The sequence below is a fragment of the Lonsdalea britannica genome (assembly GCF_002111595.1).
GTDB lineage: Bacteria > Pseudomonadota > Gammaproteobacteria > Enterobacterales > Enterobacteriaceae > Lonsdalea > Lonsdalea britannica.
This window is the reverse complement of record NZ_LUTN01000026.1, coordinates 1-15,722: the sequence shown is the minus strand read 5'-3', so window position 1 is coordinate 15,722 and position 15,722 is coordinate 1. Positions and strand designations below refer to the sequence as shown.

General features: G+C 57.4%; 14 protein-coding genes, 2 pseudogenes and 1 riboswitch. Of the genes and pseudogenes, 7 read left to right on the top strand and 9 right to left on the bottom strand.

Translation table 11 applies throughout. The features are described from left to right. Window positions 1–2: 2 nt before the first annotated feature. Window positions 3–251 (bottom strand): DUF1127 domain-containing protein, encoded by a 249-nt coding sequence (locus tag AU509_RS16595; RefSeq protein ID WP_118894787.1) that lies wholly within the window; start codon window positions 249–251, stop codon window positions 3–5. 176 nt (window positions 252–427) lie between these two features. Between AU509_RS16595 and AU509_RS16590 the strand changes: the two genes are divergently transcribed. Then, window positions 428–1,855, top strand: coding sequence for an aminotransferase-like domain-containing protein (locus AU509_RS16590; RefSeq protein WP_094118854.1), 1,428 nt, complete (start codon window positions 428–430; stop codon window positions 1,853–1,855). 60 nt (window positions 1,856–1,915) lie between these two features. Here AU509_RS16590 and thiH read toward each other — a convergent pair whose 3' ends face one another. From thiH to thiC, 6 genes and pseudogenes are all read right to left on the bottom strand, one after another. Beyond that, a complete protein-coding gene (thiH, locus tag AU509_RS16585) occupies window positions 1,916–3,061 on the bottom strand; it encodes a 2-iminoacetate synthase ThiH (RefSeq protein ID WP_094118853.1) in 1,146 nt (381 codons plus the stop codon). Further along, a pseudogene (locus AU509_RS16580) lies at window positions 3,058–3,842 on the bottom strand (thiazole synthase). Before AU509_RS16580 ends, thiH begins: the two are co-directional and overlap by 4 nt. Further along, window positions 3,843–4,043, bottom strand: a complete 201-nt coding sequence (thiS, locus tag AU509_RS16575) for a sulfur carrier protein ThiS (protein ID WP_085653061.1) — start codon at window positions 4,041–4,043, stop codon at window positions 3,843–3,845. After that, window positions 4,040–4,788, bottom strand: a pseudogene (locus tag AU509_RS16570) (HesA/MoeB/ThiF family protein). The gene thiS and the pseudogene AU509_RS16570 overlap by 4 nt, the downstream one beginning before the upstream one ends. 1 nt (window position 4,789) lies before the next feature. After that, window positions 4,790–5,434 carry a thiamine phosphate synthase gene (thiE, locus tag AU509_RS16565; RefSeq protein WP_094118852.1) on the bottom strand — a complete coding sequence of 215 codons (645 nt, stop codon included), beginning with the start codon at window positions 5,432–5,434 and terminating at the stop codon, window positions 4,790–4,792. Then, entirely contained in the window at window positions 5,434–7,350 is a 1,917-nt protein-coding gene (thiC, locus tag AU509_RS16560; protein WP_094118851.1) for a phosphomethylpyrimidine synthase ThiC, read from the bottom strand. The genes thiE and thiC overlap by 1 nt, the downstream gene beginning before the upstream one ends. Window positions 7,351–7,459: 109 nt before the next feature. Then, window positions 7,460–7,576, bottom strand: a riboswitch (TPP riboswitch). 373 nt (window positions 7,577–7,949) lie between these two features. On the opposite strand from thiC, the gene nudC reads away from it, so the two are divergent. The 6 genes from nudC to AU509_RS16530 all read left to right on the top strand — a co-directional run bounded on the left by nudC (window position 7,950) and on the right by AU509_RS16530 (window position 12,439). Beyond that, a complete protein-coding gene (gene nudC / locus AU509_RS16555; protein ID WP_094118850.1) occupies window positions 7,950–8,723 on the top strand; it encodes an NAD(+) diphosphatase in 774 nt (257 codons plus the stop codon). A 115-nt stretch (window positions 8,724–8,838) separates the two neighbouring features. Next, on the top strand, window positions 8,839–9,912 hold the full coding sequence (gene hemE, locus AU509_RS16550; protein WP_085653066.1) for a uroporphyrinogen decarboxylase: 1,074 nt from the start codon (window positions 8,839–8,841) through the stop codon (window positions 9,910–9,912). Next, complete coding sequence (gene nfi / locus AU509_RS16545; protein WP_094118849.1) at window positions 9,909–10,586, top strand: deoxyribonuclease V; 678 nt, start codon at window positions 9,909–9,911, stop codon at window positions 10,584–10,586. The genes hemE and nfi overlap by 4 nt, the downstream gene beginning before the upstream one ends. 89 nt (window positions 10,587–10,675) lie before the next feature. Next, a complete protein-coding gene (locus tag AU509_RS16540; protein ID WP_085653068.1) occupies window positions 10,676–11,266 on the top strand; it encodes a YjaG family protein in 591 nt (196 codons plus the stop codon). Window positions 11,267–11,451: 185 nt separating this feature from the next. Next, on the top strand, window positions 11,452–11,724 hold the full coding sequence (gene hupA, locus AU509_RS16535; protein ID WP_012882985.1) for a nucleoid-associated protein HU-alpha: 273 nt from the start codon (window positions 11,452–11,454) through the stop codon (window positions 11,722–11,724). Window positions 11,725–11,728: 4 nt separating this feature from the next. Then, entirely contained in the window at window positions 11,729–12,439 is a 711-nt protein-coding gene (locus AU509_RS16530) for a DUF1481 domain-containing protein (RefSeq protein WP_094118848.1), read from the top strand. A 57-nt stretch (window positions 12,440–12,496) separates the two neighbouring features. Here the strand turns inward: AU509_RS16530 and purD are convergent, their stop codons facing one another. Both purD and purH read right to left on the bottom strand, forming a co-directional pair. Next, the gene (gene purD / locus AU509_RS16525; RefSeq protein ID WP_094118847.1) at window positions 12,497–13,789 is read right to left on the bottom strand and encodes a phosphoribosylamine--glycine ligase; all 1,293 of its coding nucleotides are present in this window, start codon (window positions 13,787–13,789) and stop codon (window positions 12,497–12,499) included. 18 nt (window positions 13,790–13,807) lie between these two features. Beyond that, window positions 13,808–15,397: a bifunctional phosphoribosylaminoimidazolecarboxamide formyltransferase/IMP cyclohydrolase gene (gene purH / locus AU509_RS16520; protein WP_094118846.1), complete on the bottom strand. Its 1,590-nt coding sequence runs from the start codon at window positions 15,395–15,397 to the stop codon at window positions 13,808–13,810. Window positions 15,398–15,722 lie beyond the last annotated feature (325 nt).

Genomic DNA, 15,722 nt, shown 5'->3' with positions numbered 1-15,722 from the left:
ACTCACCTTTCATTTTTCTTGTGAGCATCATTCCGCGCCTGAAGCCAACCCTCATTGCCGAAGGCATCGGCCCGGTAGCACTGATCGATGTCTGCACGCGACAGACCAATATCTTTGAGGCGTTCATCGCTCATCGTCCGCAGCAACGTGCGCGTCGAGATGCGCAAACGCCGTGCCTGCCAATGCTTGTAGATTCTGCTGACTAGCGTGCGCAGCGTGGATGTCTGCGAAAGTGGATGGTGTTGTGTCATCTTCATTCCCTCCCCCGATGGTGTGGCACCATCATGAAAGAGCGGCGGAAAACAATACAGATTCACAAATACAGTTTATTGACCATACAGAAGAGGATTGTATGGCCCTGAATGGGACTTTTTGTGTCAATCTGTACTGGTTATCGAATGATAACGCTTCAAGGTAGGATACTTTCATGACTCGCTATCAGCATCTTGCCACCTTGTTGGCGCAGCGCATTCAACAAGGGCTTTATCAGCCTGGGGAACGTCTGCCGTCGGTCAGAATCCTCTCGCAGGAGCATGGCGTCAGTATCAGTACGGTTCAACAGGCTTACCATCTGCTGGAAGAGCAGATGCTGATCTCCCCGCAGCCTCGCTCGGGCTACTTTGTCTCTGCGCGTTATGCCGCGCCGCCCATTCCCGCCATTACGCGCCCGGCACAGCGGCCGGTTGAAATTACCCATTGGGATGCGGTGCGAGGGTTGTTGGACGTACGGAAGGAAAGCGATGTCATGCAGCTGGGCAGCGGCATGCCGGACGTCACGTCGACCACCCTCAAACCGTTATGGAAAATCATCAGCCGACAGGGCATGAAGCAGGATATCTCGCTATTGCAATACGGCGGTTTGCTCGGCGTGACGGCGTTGCGCGAGCAAATTGCGCGGCTGGCGGTCGACAGCGGATGCACGCTGAGCACCGACGACATTGTCACCACGACGGGGTGTCAGGAAGCGCTGTTTCTGTGCCTGCGGGCGGTCTGTCAGCCGGGAGACATCATCGCTGTTGAATCCCCGGCGTTTTACGGGATGATGCAGACGCTGAGGAGCTACGGGGTAAAAGTTATTGAAATTCCGACGGATTCGGTCAACGGCCTCAGTCTGGAAGCGCTGGAATTAGCGCTGGATCAGTGGCCGATCAAGGCAGTGTTCGTGGTGCCGAACTGCAACAATCCGCTAGGTTTTATCATGCCGGAGGCGCGTAAACGGGGATTGATGACGTTGGCGCAGCGTTTTGATATCGCCGTGATTGAAGATGACGTCTACGGGGAACTGGCTTACGAGTACCCGCGGCCGATGACCTTGAAGTCGTTGGATGACGATGGGCGGGTGTTGTTGTGTAGCTCCTTTTCGAAGGTTATGGCGCCGGGCCTGAGGGTGGGCTGGGTCGCGCCGGGACGGTATCTCGATCGCGTACTGCATATGAAATACGTGAACAGCGGCGGCGGCGTCATCCAGACACAATCAGCGGTCGCCGAGTTTATTCGTCAGGGTCACTACCTGCCGCACCTGAGGCGCATGCGGGCGCAGTACCAGCGCAATCAGTGTCGCTTCACCAGCTTTGTCCGCCACTATTTTCCCGAGGGGATCTGCGTCAGCCGGCCGCAGGGCGGCTTTTTGATGTGGATAGAACTGCCGGAAGCCTTCGACGGCATCCGTTTGAATCGTCGTCTGGCTGAACGCGATACGCAGGTCGCCGTAGGTTCGCTATTCTCTGCATCGGGGAAATATCGCAACTGTCTGCGTCTGAACTATGCGTTGCCCTGCACAGAGAAAACGGAAAGGGCATTGAAGATGATTGGGGAAGAAATCGAGCGGGAGATGACGCTCGCATGCAGAGCCTGATCCCCTCAGGCCCGAGGAGGAAGAACCGCGATGTCCGGCGTTATAGACATCGCGGCGTATTCACTCGTGATGCGACGGAGTGCGCGACCTTCCCAGATAGCCGTCCCAATCTTTCCATACGGGCTGTAGGCCGACACGGGTTATCGCGTCCGCCACCGCCTCCGGCCGTCGGGCATCATGGGGAGCGAACTGCTCCAGTTCCGGATGGTTGTCGGCGTAGCCGCCCGGCTGCGTTTTGGAGAAGGCACTGACGCTGTTGATGGCGATGGGCACCATATGATCGCGAAAGAAGGGCGATTCACGAGTGGACAGCGATAGCTCCACGTCCGGCGCCAGCAGCCGGAATGCGCAAATTGTCTGCATCAGCTGCGCTTCGTCCATCAGCGAAGCCGGTTCAATACCGCCGGCACACGGTCGCAGGCGTGGAAACGAGAGCGAGAAGCGGCTCTGCCAGTAACGCGGTTGCAGATCGAGTAGGTGCTCCGCCACCATATAGCAGTCCACGCGCCAGCTGTCTGACAGGCCGATCAACGCGCCGAGACCGATCTTGTCGATCCCGGCCATGCCGAGACGATCGGGCGTGGCTAGCCGCCAGGCGAAATCCTGTTTGCGTCCCCGCAGATGATGCCGCGCGTAGGTCGGCGCGTGATAGGTTTCCTGATAGACCATCACGCCGTCCAGACCCAGCGTCTTTAGTTCGGCATACTCTTCCGTCGACAGCGGCTGCACCTCCATCATCAGCGAGCTGAAGTGGGGCCTGACCAACGGCAGCACGCGTCGAAAGTAGTCCATCCCTACTTTGCCCTGATGCTCGCCGGCGACCAGTAGCAGCTGGTCGAACCCTAGCTGGCGGATCGCACGGCACTCCCGCTGTATTTCATCGTCATTCAGGATCTTGCGCTTAATCCGATTGCTCATCGAAAACCCGCAATAGGTGCAGTCGTTGGCGCACAGATTGGACAAATACAGCGGAACGTAGAATCTCACCGTATTGCCGAAGCGCTGGCGAGTAAGACGCTGCGCGCGTTGTGCCAGCGGTTCGAGGTAGCCTGCCGCCGCGGGCGAAATCAACGCCATAAAATCGTCGCGATCGGGCCGATCGGCGTTCAATGCTCGGATGACGTCGGCAGACGTTTTACCGTTGATGCGACAACGGAGGTCGTCCCAGTCGAGCGTCTCCCAGCGGCGATAAAATCCTTCGCTCATGAGCCTGCTCCCGTTTGAGGCTGTTGCAGAAAACCGGTCAGGGGGCTGGTGGCGCTGGCGTGGGATTGACTCGCACCCAAGCCGGACTCCGCCGCCAGCACGCCAGCCTCAACGGCCAGCCGAAAGGCGCGGGCCATGCTGACCGGGTCGCGGGCGACGGCCATCGCCGTATTGACCAGTACGGCATCCGCGCCCATCTCGATGGCCTCGGCGGCCTGACTGGGCGCGCCGATCCCCGCGTCGATGACGACCGGTACCTGTGCTTGTTCGATGATGATCCTGAGGAAGTCGCGCGTTTGCAGTCCCTGATTAGAACCAATCGGCGCTCCGAGCGGCATGACGGCAGCGCAGCCGACGGCTCCAGTCGTTTGCACAGCACCGGATCAGCGCCGCAGTAAGGCAGCACGATAAACCCTTCGTTCACCAGCTGTGCCGCCGCTTTCAGCGTTTCCACCGGATCGGGCAGCAGGTATTTCATGTCGGGATGAATTTCGAGCTTAATCCAATGTGTCCCCAGCGCTTCACGCGCGAGATGCGCGGCGAAGATCGCTTCCTCCGCCGTCTTGGCCCCAGAGGTATTCGGTAGCAGGTGAACGCCCAGCCGTTGTAGGGGAGCGAGAAGCGCGTCGCTGTCGCCGGAAAGGCTAACGCGTTTCATCGCCAGTGTGACCAATTGGGAGCCCGCCGCCTGTAACGCCGCGATCATGATCTCTGCGCTGGCGAACTTACCGGTGCCAGCCAGCAACCGGGATGTGAATGTGGTTCCTGCGATGGTGAGCATTTATCCTCCTGCTATCGCCTGAAAAAGCAAAATGTCGTCCCCGTCCTGCACCTGACAGGCGCTCCAGTCGGGGCGAGGGATAACGATCTGATTGATCGCCAGCGCGGTGCCCGGCTGCAGACGATCCAACTGTTGCAACAGCTGCTCCACGCTGATCGGTTTCGCCAGCATGACGGCTTCCTCATTGATATGAATTTTCATACGGCGCTCCCGCAGACTGGGCAGCCCGAAGCGGGGGAGAGTTGTAAGGTATTCCAGTGCTGCTGGCGGGCGTCGAACAGCCTCAGCTTGCCGTCCAGCGTGGACGACAGTCCGCATAGCAGTTTGATGGCCTCCAGGGCCTGCAACGTCCCCATGACTCCGACAACCGGCCCCAATACGCCGGCGGTGCGGCAGTTGCGAACAGGCTCGGTCGCATCCGGATAAAGGCAGGCGTAGCAGCCGGAAAGATAGGGGGGCGTCAGCACCAGCAGCTGGCCGCCGAAGCCGACGGCGCTGGCGCTGACTAACGGTTTTTCGGCTCGAACGCAGGCGGCGTTGACAGCATGGCGCGTCGCCATGTTGTCGCTACAGTCCAACACCAAATCGACGCGGTTGACCGCTTTAGCCAACGCCTTACCTTCCAGTCGTGTCTGTATTGCCTCGATCGTGATGTCCGGGTTCAGCGCCAACAGCTGGCGCTGAGCCAGCATCGCTTTAGGTTGCGCGATATCTTCAGTGCGGTAGATCACTTGGCGTTGCAGATTGGAGATATGCAGCGAGTCATGATCCGCCAGCAGCAGCCTGCCGACGCCTGCGGCCGCCAGATAGAGCGCACAGGCGCGCCCAGACCACCGAGACCGACCAGCAACACGGTGGCGTCAGCCAGCCTCTGCTGACCCTCGGGGCCGATATCTTCCAGTAACAGCTGGCGGCTATAACGCATAAATGCTCGGTCGTTCAGCATGTTACGCCTCCCGTTTTTCGATCAGATGCAGCAAGGTTGCCGTTGCCTGTCGCCAGTCCGCCGCCTGAGTGATGGCGCTCACGACGGCGATGCTGCCGACGCCTGTCGCCAGTACTGAAGGGACCCGTTCGATGCTGATGCCGCCGATAGCGACCGAGGGAAAACGTCCCGCCAGTTCACTGATATGACGCGCCAGTTCGGCCAGTCCCTGCGGCGATGACGCCATCTCTTTGGTTTGGGTCGGGAAAATATGGCCCAGCGCGATGTAGGACGGGGCGATAGCGACGGCGCGCGCCAGCTCGTTATCATCATGGGTTGAGACACCGAGCCGCAGTCCGGCGCGGCGGATTGCACTCAGATCGGCGGTATCCAGATCCTCCTGACCAAGATGGACGCCATAGGCCTGATGCTTGATGGCCAGCCGCCAGTTGTCGTTGATGAACAGACGTGCCTGATAGCGACGGGCGAGGGTGATCGCCTTGATCACCGCAGGCTCCATCTGGGATTCAGTCTGGTCTTTGATCCGCAGTTGCAGGGTCTTCACGCCCATACGGAGCAGTCGTTCGATCCACTCAACGCGGTCGACCACTGGGTAGAGTCCCATCCGTGATTCCACGGCGGGGAACGTCAGCAGGGGGGCATTCATCAGGCATCCTCCTGCGGAACGTACAGTTCGCTGCCGTGAGCGCGGAATTCGGCCGACATCTGCGCCATGCCGATTTCAATCGGTTGGGCATCCGCCTGTTGTTGCGCGGCGTAGTCCCGGACCTCCTGAGAAATTTTCATGGAGCAAAACTTCGGGCCGCACATGGAGCAGAAGTGAGCCACTTTGCCGGATTCCTGCGGCAGCGTCTCGTCGTGGTAGGCCCGCGCCGTCTCCGGATCCAAAGCCAGGTTGAACTGGTCTTCCCAGCGGAATTCAAAGCGGGCTTTCGACATCGCGTTGTCGCGGATCTGCGCCCCCGGATGACCTTTCGCCAGATCTGCGGCGTGTGCGGCGATCTTGTAGGTGATCAACCCCTGCTTTACATCCTCTTTGTTCGGTAACCCCAGATGCTCTTTCGGGGTGACGTAGCACAACATGGCGCAACCGAACCAGCCGATCATGGCGGCGCCGATGCCGGAGGTGAAGTGGTCATAGCCCGGCGCGATATCCGTGGTGAGCGGGCCGAGAGTATAAAAAGGCGCTTCGTGGCAGTGCTCCAGCTCTTCGGTCATATTGCGGCGGATCATCTGCATCGGGACATGGCCGGGACCTTCAATCATCACTTGAACGTCGTACTCCCACGCGATGTGGGTCAGTTCGCCCAGCGTATGCAATTCGGCGAACTGCGCCTCGTCGTTGGCGTCCTGAATCGAGCCGGGCCGTAGGCCGTCGCCCAGCGAAAGGGCGATATCGTACGCGCTGCAAATTTCACATATCTCGCGGAAATGCGTGTATAGGAAGCTCTCTTTGTGATGCGACAGACACCACTTCGCCATGATGGACCCGCCGCGTGAGACGATGCCGGTCAGGCGTTGAGCGGTCATCGGCACATACCGCAGCAACACGCCAGCGTGGATGGTGAAGTAATCAACGCCCTGTTCGGCCTGCTCCAGCAGGGTGTCGCGGAACATTTCCCAGGTCAGGTTCTCCGCGACGCCGTTGACCTTCTCCAGCGCCTGATAAATGGGTACCGTCCCGATAGGGACCGGGCTATTGCGCAAGATCCACTCGCGCGTCTCATGGATATAACGGCCGGTAGACAGGTCCATCACCGTGTCAGCTCCCCAGCGGGTGGACCACACCAGTTTCTCCACTTCTTCTTCGATGGAGGAAGTGACCGCCGAATTGCCGATATTGGCGTTTACTTTGACCAAAAAGTTGCGGCCGATAATCATTGGTTCGGATTCTGGATGGTTGATGTTGGCGGGAATGATTGCGCGTCCGGCGGCCACTTCCTGACGAACAAACTCAGGTGTGATGGTCTGCGGCAGATGGGCGCCAAAACTCTGGCCGGGGTGTTGCTGGCGCAGGGTCGGGCTAGACACACGCTCGCGCCCCATATTTTCCCGCAGGGCGATGAACTCCATTTCCGGCGTGATGATCCCCCGGCGGGCGTAGTGCAGCTGGGTCACCCGTTGACCGGCCTGCGCGCGGCGCGGATGGGGAAGATGTTCGAAGCGCAGGTGGTCCAGGCCGGCATCGGCTAGACGTTGTTGGGTAAAGCCGGAACTGAGCTGGGATAAGCGTTCGGTGTCGCCGCGTTCTTCAATCCAGGCGGTTCTCAGGCGAGCCAATCCGCGGCGAACATCGGGGACGGCGTCGGGATCGCCATAAGGTCCGGCGGTGTCGTAGACCGGTATCGGCTCATTCGGTTCGTCGCGAGGCGCTTCCCGTTTTCCCCCGAGCCGCGTGGGACTGAGTTGGATTTCCCGCAGAGGGACGCGGATGTCGGGCCGAGAGCCGGTCAGATAAATGCGCTGTGATTGTGGAAAGGCGGTGCCTTGCACCTCGTCGATAAAACGTTGCGCGGAGGCGCGCTGTTCGCGGCGTCCTGAGGGTTTGTTTTCTGTAGACATAGCAAATTCCTGTTTGGATAAAAGGAAACATTGCTTGTCTGGAGTTCGGATGGAGTAATGGAGACGTTTCTTTTTCCCCGGGTGATGACGGCTTTATCTGGGGAAAAGGATAAAAATTACTCTTGTTCCCTTCGCAGGTTTTAACCTGATCAGGTTCCGCGGATCCCGAATTAACGGTCTCAGCCCGCACGCGTTACCGCGATGCTAGGCACTCCGACAAGATGACGCCCGGTGAATGGGGCGAGCTCAATCGCCTACACTCTATGCTGGCAATGCGTCGCTGTCAAAAGCGGAGTACGGCGTTGGGTGAAGGCAACGCGCACGTCTGCTGTAGGACATCAAGCGTTAATACGATAGAAAATGCCTGTTGCTGACAGTGGCTTATTTTCCGCGAAATATGCGATAAAACGTCATTCTTGTGGGTAATTTCATTGAAATACACGATGGCGGGTTGAGCGCGGCGAGGAGACAGAACGGCGGAACGAGTTTCTATGACATGGTATGGTGCATAAGCGTAGAGCGTCTGATTTATATGCATTAATGTTGTCTATATCTACACATCATAGCCATAGACTCGGTGACAGAGGGCGATAGAAGAGATGGAAGTTACGTTAACAGGTGAAGAACTCGGCTGGTGGGTTGTCGGCGAGAACAATCAGATTTGGCTGCCTCAGGGGAGACTGCCGCACGGTTCTTCCATTCAGTGGGGACTCAAAACCCGCCCCGCACGCCAGATTGGCGAATGGCAAGGGGAGCCTGTCTGGCTGGTGCGTCAGACCATGGCTGAAGAGATGGGATCGCTGCGCCAACTGTTGGACATGGAGAGCGGGCTGTTTCAGCTCGCTGGCCGGGGAATTCAGCTGGCTGATTTTTATCGCGCCCACCGTTTCTGCGGCTATTGCGGTCATGAAATGCATCACAGCAAAACCGAGCTGGCCTGTCTGTGCGGCCATTGCCGGGAACGTTACTATCCGCAGATTGCGCCCTGCGTCATCGTGGCGATTCGCCGTGGCACGGACATTTTGCTGGCGCAGCATGTCCGCCACCGGGGCAACATGTACACCGCGTTGGCCGGGTTTGTCGAGTTGGGTGAAACGCTCGAACAGGCCGTGGCCAGAGAAGTCATGGAAGAGAGCAATATTCGCGTTAAAAATCTTCAATATGTGAGTTCTCAGCCCTGGCCGTTCCCCCATTCTCTGATGATGGCCTATATTGCGGAGTATGCCGACGGCGAACTGCGTCACGATCCGTCCGAGCTTCGCGATGCCGCTTGGTTCCGTTACGACAAGCTGCCGATCCTGCCGCCGCCGGGAACCGTGGCGCGACGCCTGATAGAAGATACGGTGGTGATGTGCCGTGAAGCCGACGGCTAATCCGTCTGCGTCATGCGTGTAGCCTGAGGGGAATCAACCCGCTACACTGCCGCCTGAAATACCCAGATCACAGCGACCTACGCGCCTGACGTTCAGGCACCAAAAGGAAAAGATCATGACCGACCTTAAAAACGATCGCTATTTACGCGCTCTATTACGTCAGCCTGTTGATGTCACGCCCGTTTGGATGATGCGTCAGGCGGGGCGTTATCTGCCGGAATATAAAGCGACGCGCGCTCAGGCCGGAGATTTCATGTCGTTGTGCAAGAATGCCGAGCTGGCCTGTGAAGTGACTCTGCAGCCGCTGCGACGCTATGCGCTGGACGCGGCCATTCTGTTCTCCGATATTTTGACGATCCCCGATGCGATGGGATTGGGACTCTATTTTGAAGCGGGCGAAGGTCCACGTTTTCGTCATCCGCTAAGAAGCCATGCCGAGGTCGCGGCATTGCCGATCCCCGACCCGGAACAGGAACTGGGCTACGTGATGAATGCCGTACGCACCATCCGTCGTCATCTGGCGGGCGAAGTCCCGCTGATTGGTTTCTCCGGCAGTCCGTGGACGCTGGCGACCTATATGGTCGAAGGGGGTAGCAGCAAAGCGTTTACCGTTATCAAAAAGATGCTGTTCGCCGAACCGCGCACGCTGCATCTGTTGTTGGATAAGCTGGCGGACAGCGTCATCCTTTACCTGAACGCACAGATCAAGGCGGGCGCTCAGGCGGTCATGATTTTCGATACCTGGGGCGGCGCGCTCAGCGGTCGTGACTATCGCGAATTTTCGCTGCATTACATGCACAAGATCGTCGACGGTTTGCTGCGTGAGCATGAGGGCCGCCGAGTACCGGTGACGCTGTTCACCAAAGGCGGTGGACAGTGGCTGGAAGCGATGGTGGAAACGGGCTGCGACGCGCTGGGTCTGGATTGGACAACGGATATCGCCGACGCTCGTCGTCGTGTGGGCGACAAAGTTGCGCTGCAGGGCAATATGGACCCGTCCATGCTCTATGCGCCGCCAGCTCGCATCGAACAGGAAGTGAGCACTATTTTGGATAGTTTTGGACCGGGCAACGGCCACGTTTTCAACCTGGGGCACGGTATCCATCAGGATGTACCGCCTGAACACGCCGGGGCATTTGTGGACGCAGTACATCGCCTGTCCCGGCCTTATCATCAGGAAAAGGCATGATTGACACTCCGTCTCTACGGGCTGAACAGTTAATCAAGGCGGCTCAGGTCGTCCGTCATGATGCGCTCCCATTCGAACAGCCGGCGTTGATTGCCGGCGCGGATGTCGGATTTGAGCAGGAGGGCACGGTGACTCGGGCGGCGATAGCCATATTGGCGTATCCGTCGCTTGAACTGGTGGAGTATCAGATCGCGCGTATCCCTACGACGATGCCTTATATTCCGGGACTGCTCTCTTTTCGCGAGGCTCCCGCGCTGATGGCGGCGTGGGAATCACTGCGTCACCCGCCGGATCTGCTGTTTGTGGACGGTCATGGTATTTCCCACCCCCGCCGCCTGGGCGTCGCCAGCCATTTTGGGCTGATGGTCGACGTCCCCACCATCGGCGTGGCCAAACGTCGTCTGTGTGGTCAGTATGCTGCGTTAGATGCCGACGTCGACAGTCAGCAGCCGTTGATGGACAAGGGCGAACAGATTGGTTGGGTGTGGCGCAGTAAATTACGCTGCAACCCGCTGTTTGTCTCAACCGGGCATCGGGTCGGTTTGGAAACGGCGTTATTGTGGGTGAAACGCTGTACGCGCGGCTACCGGTTGCCGGAGCCCACTCGCTGGGCCGACGCGGCGGCGTCAAACCGAATTGCATTTCAGCGCTGGCAACATCTGCAAACACTGTAGATAATCGCGCCAGCGTTTTTTAGGAATTCAGGAATAGGGCCGCTGGTCGTTTTTGGCTACACTGCGGTCCGTCACGTTAGAGATAAAACATGTTACGTAATCCCATTCATTTGCGTCTGGAGAAACTGGAAAGCTGGCAGCATGTCACTTTCATGGCGAGCCTCTGTGAACGCATGTATCCCAACTACCATGAGTTCTGCCGCCAGACGGAATTTGGCGATGCGCAGGTCTACCGTCGCATCCTCGATCTGATTTGGGAAACACTGGTGGTCAAAGATGCTAAGGTTAACTTTGACCTTCAGTTGGAAAAGCTGGAGGATGCGGTTCCATCCGCTGAAGACTATGATCTTTACGGGGTCTACCCAGCGATTGATGCTTGTATCGCTTTAGGGGAGTTAGTTCACTCTCGCCTGAGCGGCGAAACGCTCTCGCATGCTATCGTGATTAGTGAAACCTCCATCAGGACGGTAGCCATGTTGGAGATGACTCAGGCTGGCAGAGAAATGACGGATGAGGAACTCAAAGTCATTCCTGCCATTGAAGAAGAATGGGATCTCCAGTGGGAGATCTTCCGCCTGTTGGCGGCCTGTGAAGAGCGTGATATCGAGCTGATCAAAGGTCTTCGCGCGGACTTGCGCGAGGCGGGAAGCAGCAATATTGGGATAAATTTATATCAATAACCGGTAAAACGTGATTTAAGGTCTTAAATGGCCGCTCTAAGGGCTTCACACCGCACCCCGTCTGGTCTACATTTGGGGGGCGTAAAAAAAGTGGCTGTCGGTGCGTATATGCAGGAGAGTGCTTTAATGGCATTTCCGTCGCACTCGATGCTTAGCAAGCGATAAACACACTGTAAGGATAACTTATGAATAAGACTCAACTGATTGATGTAATTGCTGACAAGGCTGACCTTTCCAAGACCCAGGCTAAAGCTGCATTGGAAGCTACTCTGGCGGCAATTACTGAGTCTCTGAAAGAAGGTGATGCAGTACAATTAGTTGGTTTTGGTACTTTCAAAGTCAATCATCGTAATGAGCGCACTGGCCGCAACCCGCAGACGGGTAAAGAAATCAAAATCGCAGCTGCCAACGTGCCTGCATTTGTTTCCGGTAAAGCACTGAAAGACGCTGTAAAATAAGCGCATGCTAAGAAAAGGTTTGAACAGAGGGGCGATTTCGCCCCTTTTGCTTTTTCTTAAACGTACCGCGATTGGGAGCGTAGCCGCCCTGGTGGTTTCCTGCAGCTCCCACTCGCCCCCCTCTGCGTTGTATGCCGGGGGATACCTTTCTGACCGTGGCGTTGTGCGCGTGTGGCGCAAAGATGACCCGGCTCAGCAGCAAACGGCACTGATGACGGTCTTCAGCCCGTTTAATGGTCACAGCACCCAAATCACCCGATACCACTTCCAGCAGAACGCCGTGCGGGAAATCATACAAAGCAAGAGCGCGCCTGACAAAGAGGACGTGCGTTTGCGTTTTGATGCCAAAGGCGCCGTCAGCTATATGCAGCGTCAGCTACCCGACCGCCGCGAGCCCTTATCCGATGATGATGTCGCGCTGTATCAGTTTGATGCGGGCAGGCTTCTGGAAATGAGCGACGTCATGCGCACGGGGAACGTTCAATTGAAGCAGGGACAGTGGCAGGACGGGGTGGCAGTGACTTGCGACGGTCAACGCATTCGTCCGAGTCTGGACCGCAGAGCTTCGCAACGCATCGCACAGCGCCAGCAGCGATCTTCCGTACCGTTAAGCATTGCCTGGCTGGAGTCGCCGGAAGGGACGCAGCTTCTGCTGGTCGCCAATGAAGATTTTTGTCGTTGGGAGCCCACGGTGGATTCACTACAGAGTGACTAAGAACGGCGCGAGTTAAAGCGAGCCCCCGCAAGAAGGCTCATTCATCATGCTAAGACATCAGGAGTGCGACTGTTCCCGGTCGATAGCGCGATAACCGATATCGGTACGACAGAAAGACCCTTCCCAACGAATCCCTTTCGCCAGCGCATAGGCATTACGCTGAGCGTCTTTCACGCTTGCGCCCAGCGCCGTCACGCAAAGAACTCGTCCACCGTTGGTCACCACGTCATTGCCCTTCAGCGCGGTGCCGGCATGGAAGACTTTGCCGTCTGCCGTTTCCGACGTTCTCAGACCGGAAATGGTGTCGCCTTTGCGATAATCAGCCGGATAACCCCCAGCGGCGAGAACGACACCCAGAGAAGGACGCTCATCCCACTCGGAACGCTGTTCATCCAGCTTGCCATCACACGCCGCCAGGCAAAGCGCGACCAGATCGGAGCGCATACGCAGCATAATCGGCTGCGTTTCCGGATCGCCGAAGCGGCAGTTGAATTCGATGACCTTGGGTTGACCGTCGGCGGAGATCATCAGTCCTGCATAAAGGAAGCCGGTGTAGACGTTTCCTTCCGCGGCCATGCCTTGTACGGTCGGCCAGATAATCTGGTCCATCACGCGCTGGTGAATCTCGTCGGTGACGACCGGAGCCGGAGAGTACGCCCCCATACCACCGGTATTGGGGCCGGAGTCGCCGTCACCCACGCGTTTATGATCCTGGCTGGTGGCCATCGGCAGCACGTGCTCGCCATCGACCATGACGATAAAGCTGGCTTCTTCGCCATCCAGGAACTCCTCAACGACGACGCGGTGACCGGCATCGCCAAATGCATTACCGGCCAACATATCCGTCACGGCATTTTCGGCTTCTTCCAACGTCATGGCGACGATGACGCCTTTACCGGCGGCCAGTCCATCGGCCTTAATGACGATAGGCGCGCCTTTTTCCCGGATATAAGCGATAGCCGGTTCAATGTCGGTGAAGTTCTGGTATTCCGCCGTGGGAATATGATGACGCGCCAGGAAGTCTTTAGTGAACGCTTTAGAACCTTCGAGCTGCGCCGCGGCCTGTGTTGGGCCGAAGATGGGAAGTTGCGCTGCACGGAAAGCATCGACGATACCGATGACCAACGGCGCTTCCGGCCCAACGATAGTCAGACCAATGTCGTTTTGCTTCGCAAAGTCGACCAGCGCCGGAATATCTGTTGCGGCGATGTCGATGTTTTCCAGCGACGGTTCCAATGCGGTGCCCGCATTGCCGGGCGCGACGAAAACCTTATCCGCCAGGGGAGATTGCGCTGCTTTCCAGCCAAGCGCATGTTCGCGCCCGCCGTTGCCGATAATTAAAATATTCATGGTGAGTCTTGCTCCGGATTAATGGCGGAAATGACGCATGTCGGTAAATAGCATCGCAATGCCGTTCTCATTGGCGGCGGCGATCACTTCGTCGTCGCGGATGGAACCGCCTGGCTGAATAACGCAGGTAATGCCTACGGCCGCGGCGGCATCAATGCCATCCCGGAAGGGGAAGAAGGCATCGGACGCCATGACGGAGCCTTCGACCACGAGTCCTTCATCCTCAGCTTTGATACCGGCGATCTTGGCGGAATAAACCCGGCTCATCTGTCCTGCGCCGATACCGATGGTCATGTTGTCGCGGGCATAGACAATGGCGTTAGACTTGACGAACTTCGCCACTTTCCAGCAGAACAGCGCATCGCGTAGCTCCGCTTCAGTAGGCTGACGCTCCGTCACCACCCGTAATTGTAAGGCGTCGACCATGCCAAGGTCGCGATCCTGCACCAGTAAACCGCCGTTGACGCGTTTGAAATCAAGGCTGGGTACATGCTGTTGCCATTGTCCGCAGGTGAGTACCCGGACGTTCTGTTTGGCGGCGGTCACCTGCAACGCAGCGTCGCTGACCGACGGCGCGATAATCACTTCGACGAACTGACGACTGACGATGGCCTGTGCTGTGGCCTCGTCCAACTCGCGGTTGAATGCGATGATGCCGCCGAATGCTGATGTCGGGTCGGTTTGGTAGGCGCGTTCATAGGCGTCGAGAATCGAGTCGCCAATAGCCACACCGCAAGGGTTGGCATGTTTGAGGATGACGCAGGCAGGTTCAGCAAATTCTTTAACACACTCCAGCGCTGCGTCGGTATCAGCGATGTTGTTGTATGACAGCGCTTTGCCTTGCAACTGGGTCGCGGTGGCGACTGACGCTTCCTTTATCTCTTCTTCTATATAGAAGGCGGCCTGCTGATGGCTGTTCTCCCCGTAGCGCATATCCTGCTTTTTGATGAAGTTGAGGTTCAGCGTGCGAGGGAAGTGGCCGGCGGGGCGAGACGTATCCCCATGATAAGCAGGAACCTGGGTGCCGAAGTAGTTGGCGATCATGCTGTCGTAGGCGGCGGTGTGTTCAAATGCTTTGATCGCGAGATCGAAACGGGTTTCGTACGTCAGCGATCCTTCGTGCGTATCCAGCTCATTGATAATAGAGGCATAGTCGCTGCTTTTTACCACGATGGCGACATCGTTGTGGTTCTTGGCGGCTGAACGCACCATCGTGGGTCCGCCGATATCGATGTTCTCAACAGCGTCGGCCAACGTGCAGTTCTCTTTTGCGACCGTTTGGGCAAACGGGTAAAGGTTCACAACGACCATATCTATCGGCTGGATATCATGTTGCGCCATGATGGCGTCGTCTTGGCCTCGGCGGCCGAGAATCCCACCGTGAACTTTGGGATGCAGCGTTTTGACTCGTCCGTCCATCATCTCTGGAAATCCGGTGTAATCCGACACTTCCGTCACGGGTAACCCGGCGTCGGCCAGTAGCCGTGCGGTGCCGCCCGTAGAGAGTAGCTCCACGCCACGTTCAGACAGCGCTTGAGCGAATTCAACAATACCGGCTTTGTCAGACACACTGAGCAAAGCACGACGGAGAGGACGATTTTGTTGCATGATGATGTGATCCCTTGGCTAGGTTCGTATTCAGAGAGCGTTATGTGAATATTGCTGATCAAAAGCTTCAGTCAGGGCGTTGAGACGAATATTCAGCTAATGCCCCCCGCAACCGGGGTCCGGTTTTCAGGGGGGAAATTGTAGCGAAAACGATTGCGTGATGCTTGTCAAATTTCAGCGTTTGCCACATCTGTGGATAATTCTGTGCAAAAAAAGGTATAAGGCGGCCTTTTGCTGTGGAATGCAGCAAACGATGAAATTTGTGATAAATACCGGTTGCGGGCTGAAAGGAAGTCCCTATAATGCGCTCTCACTGACACGGCAC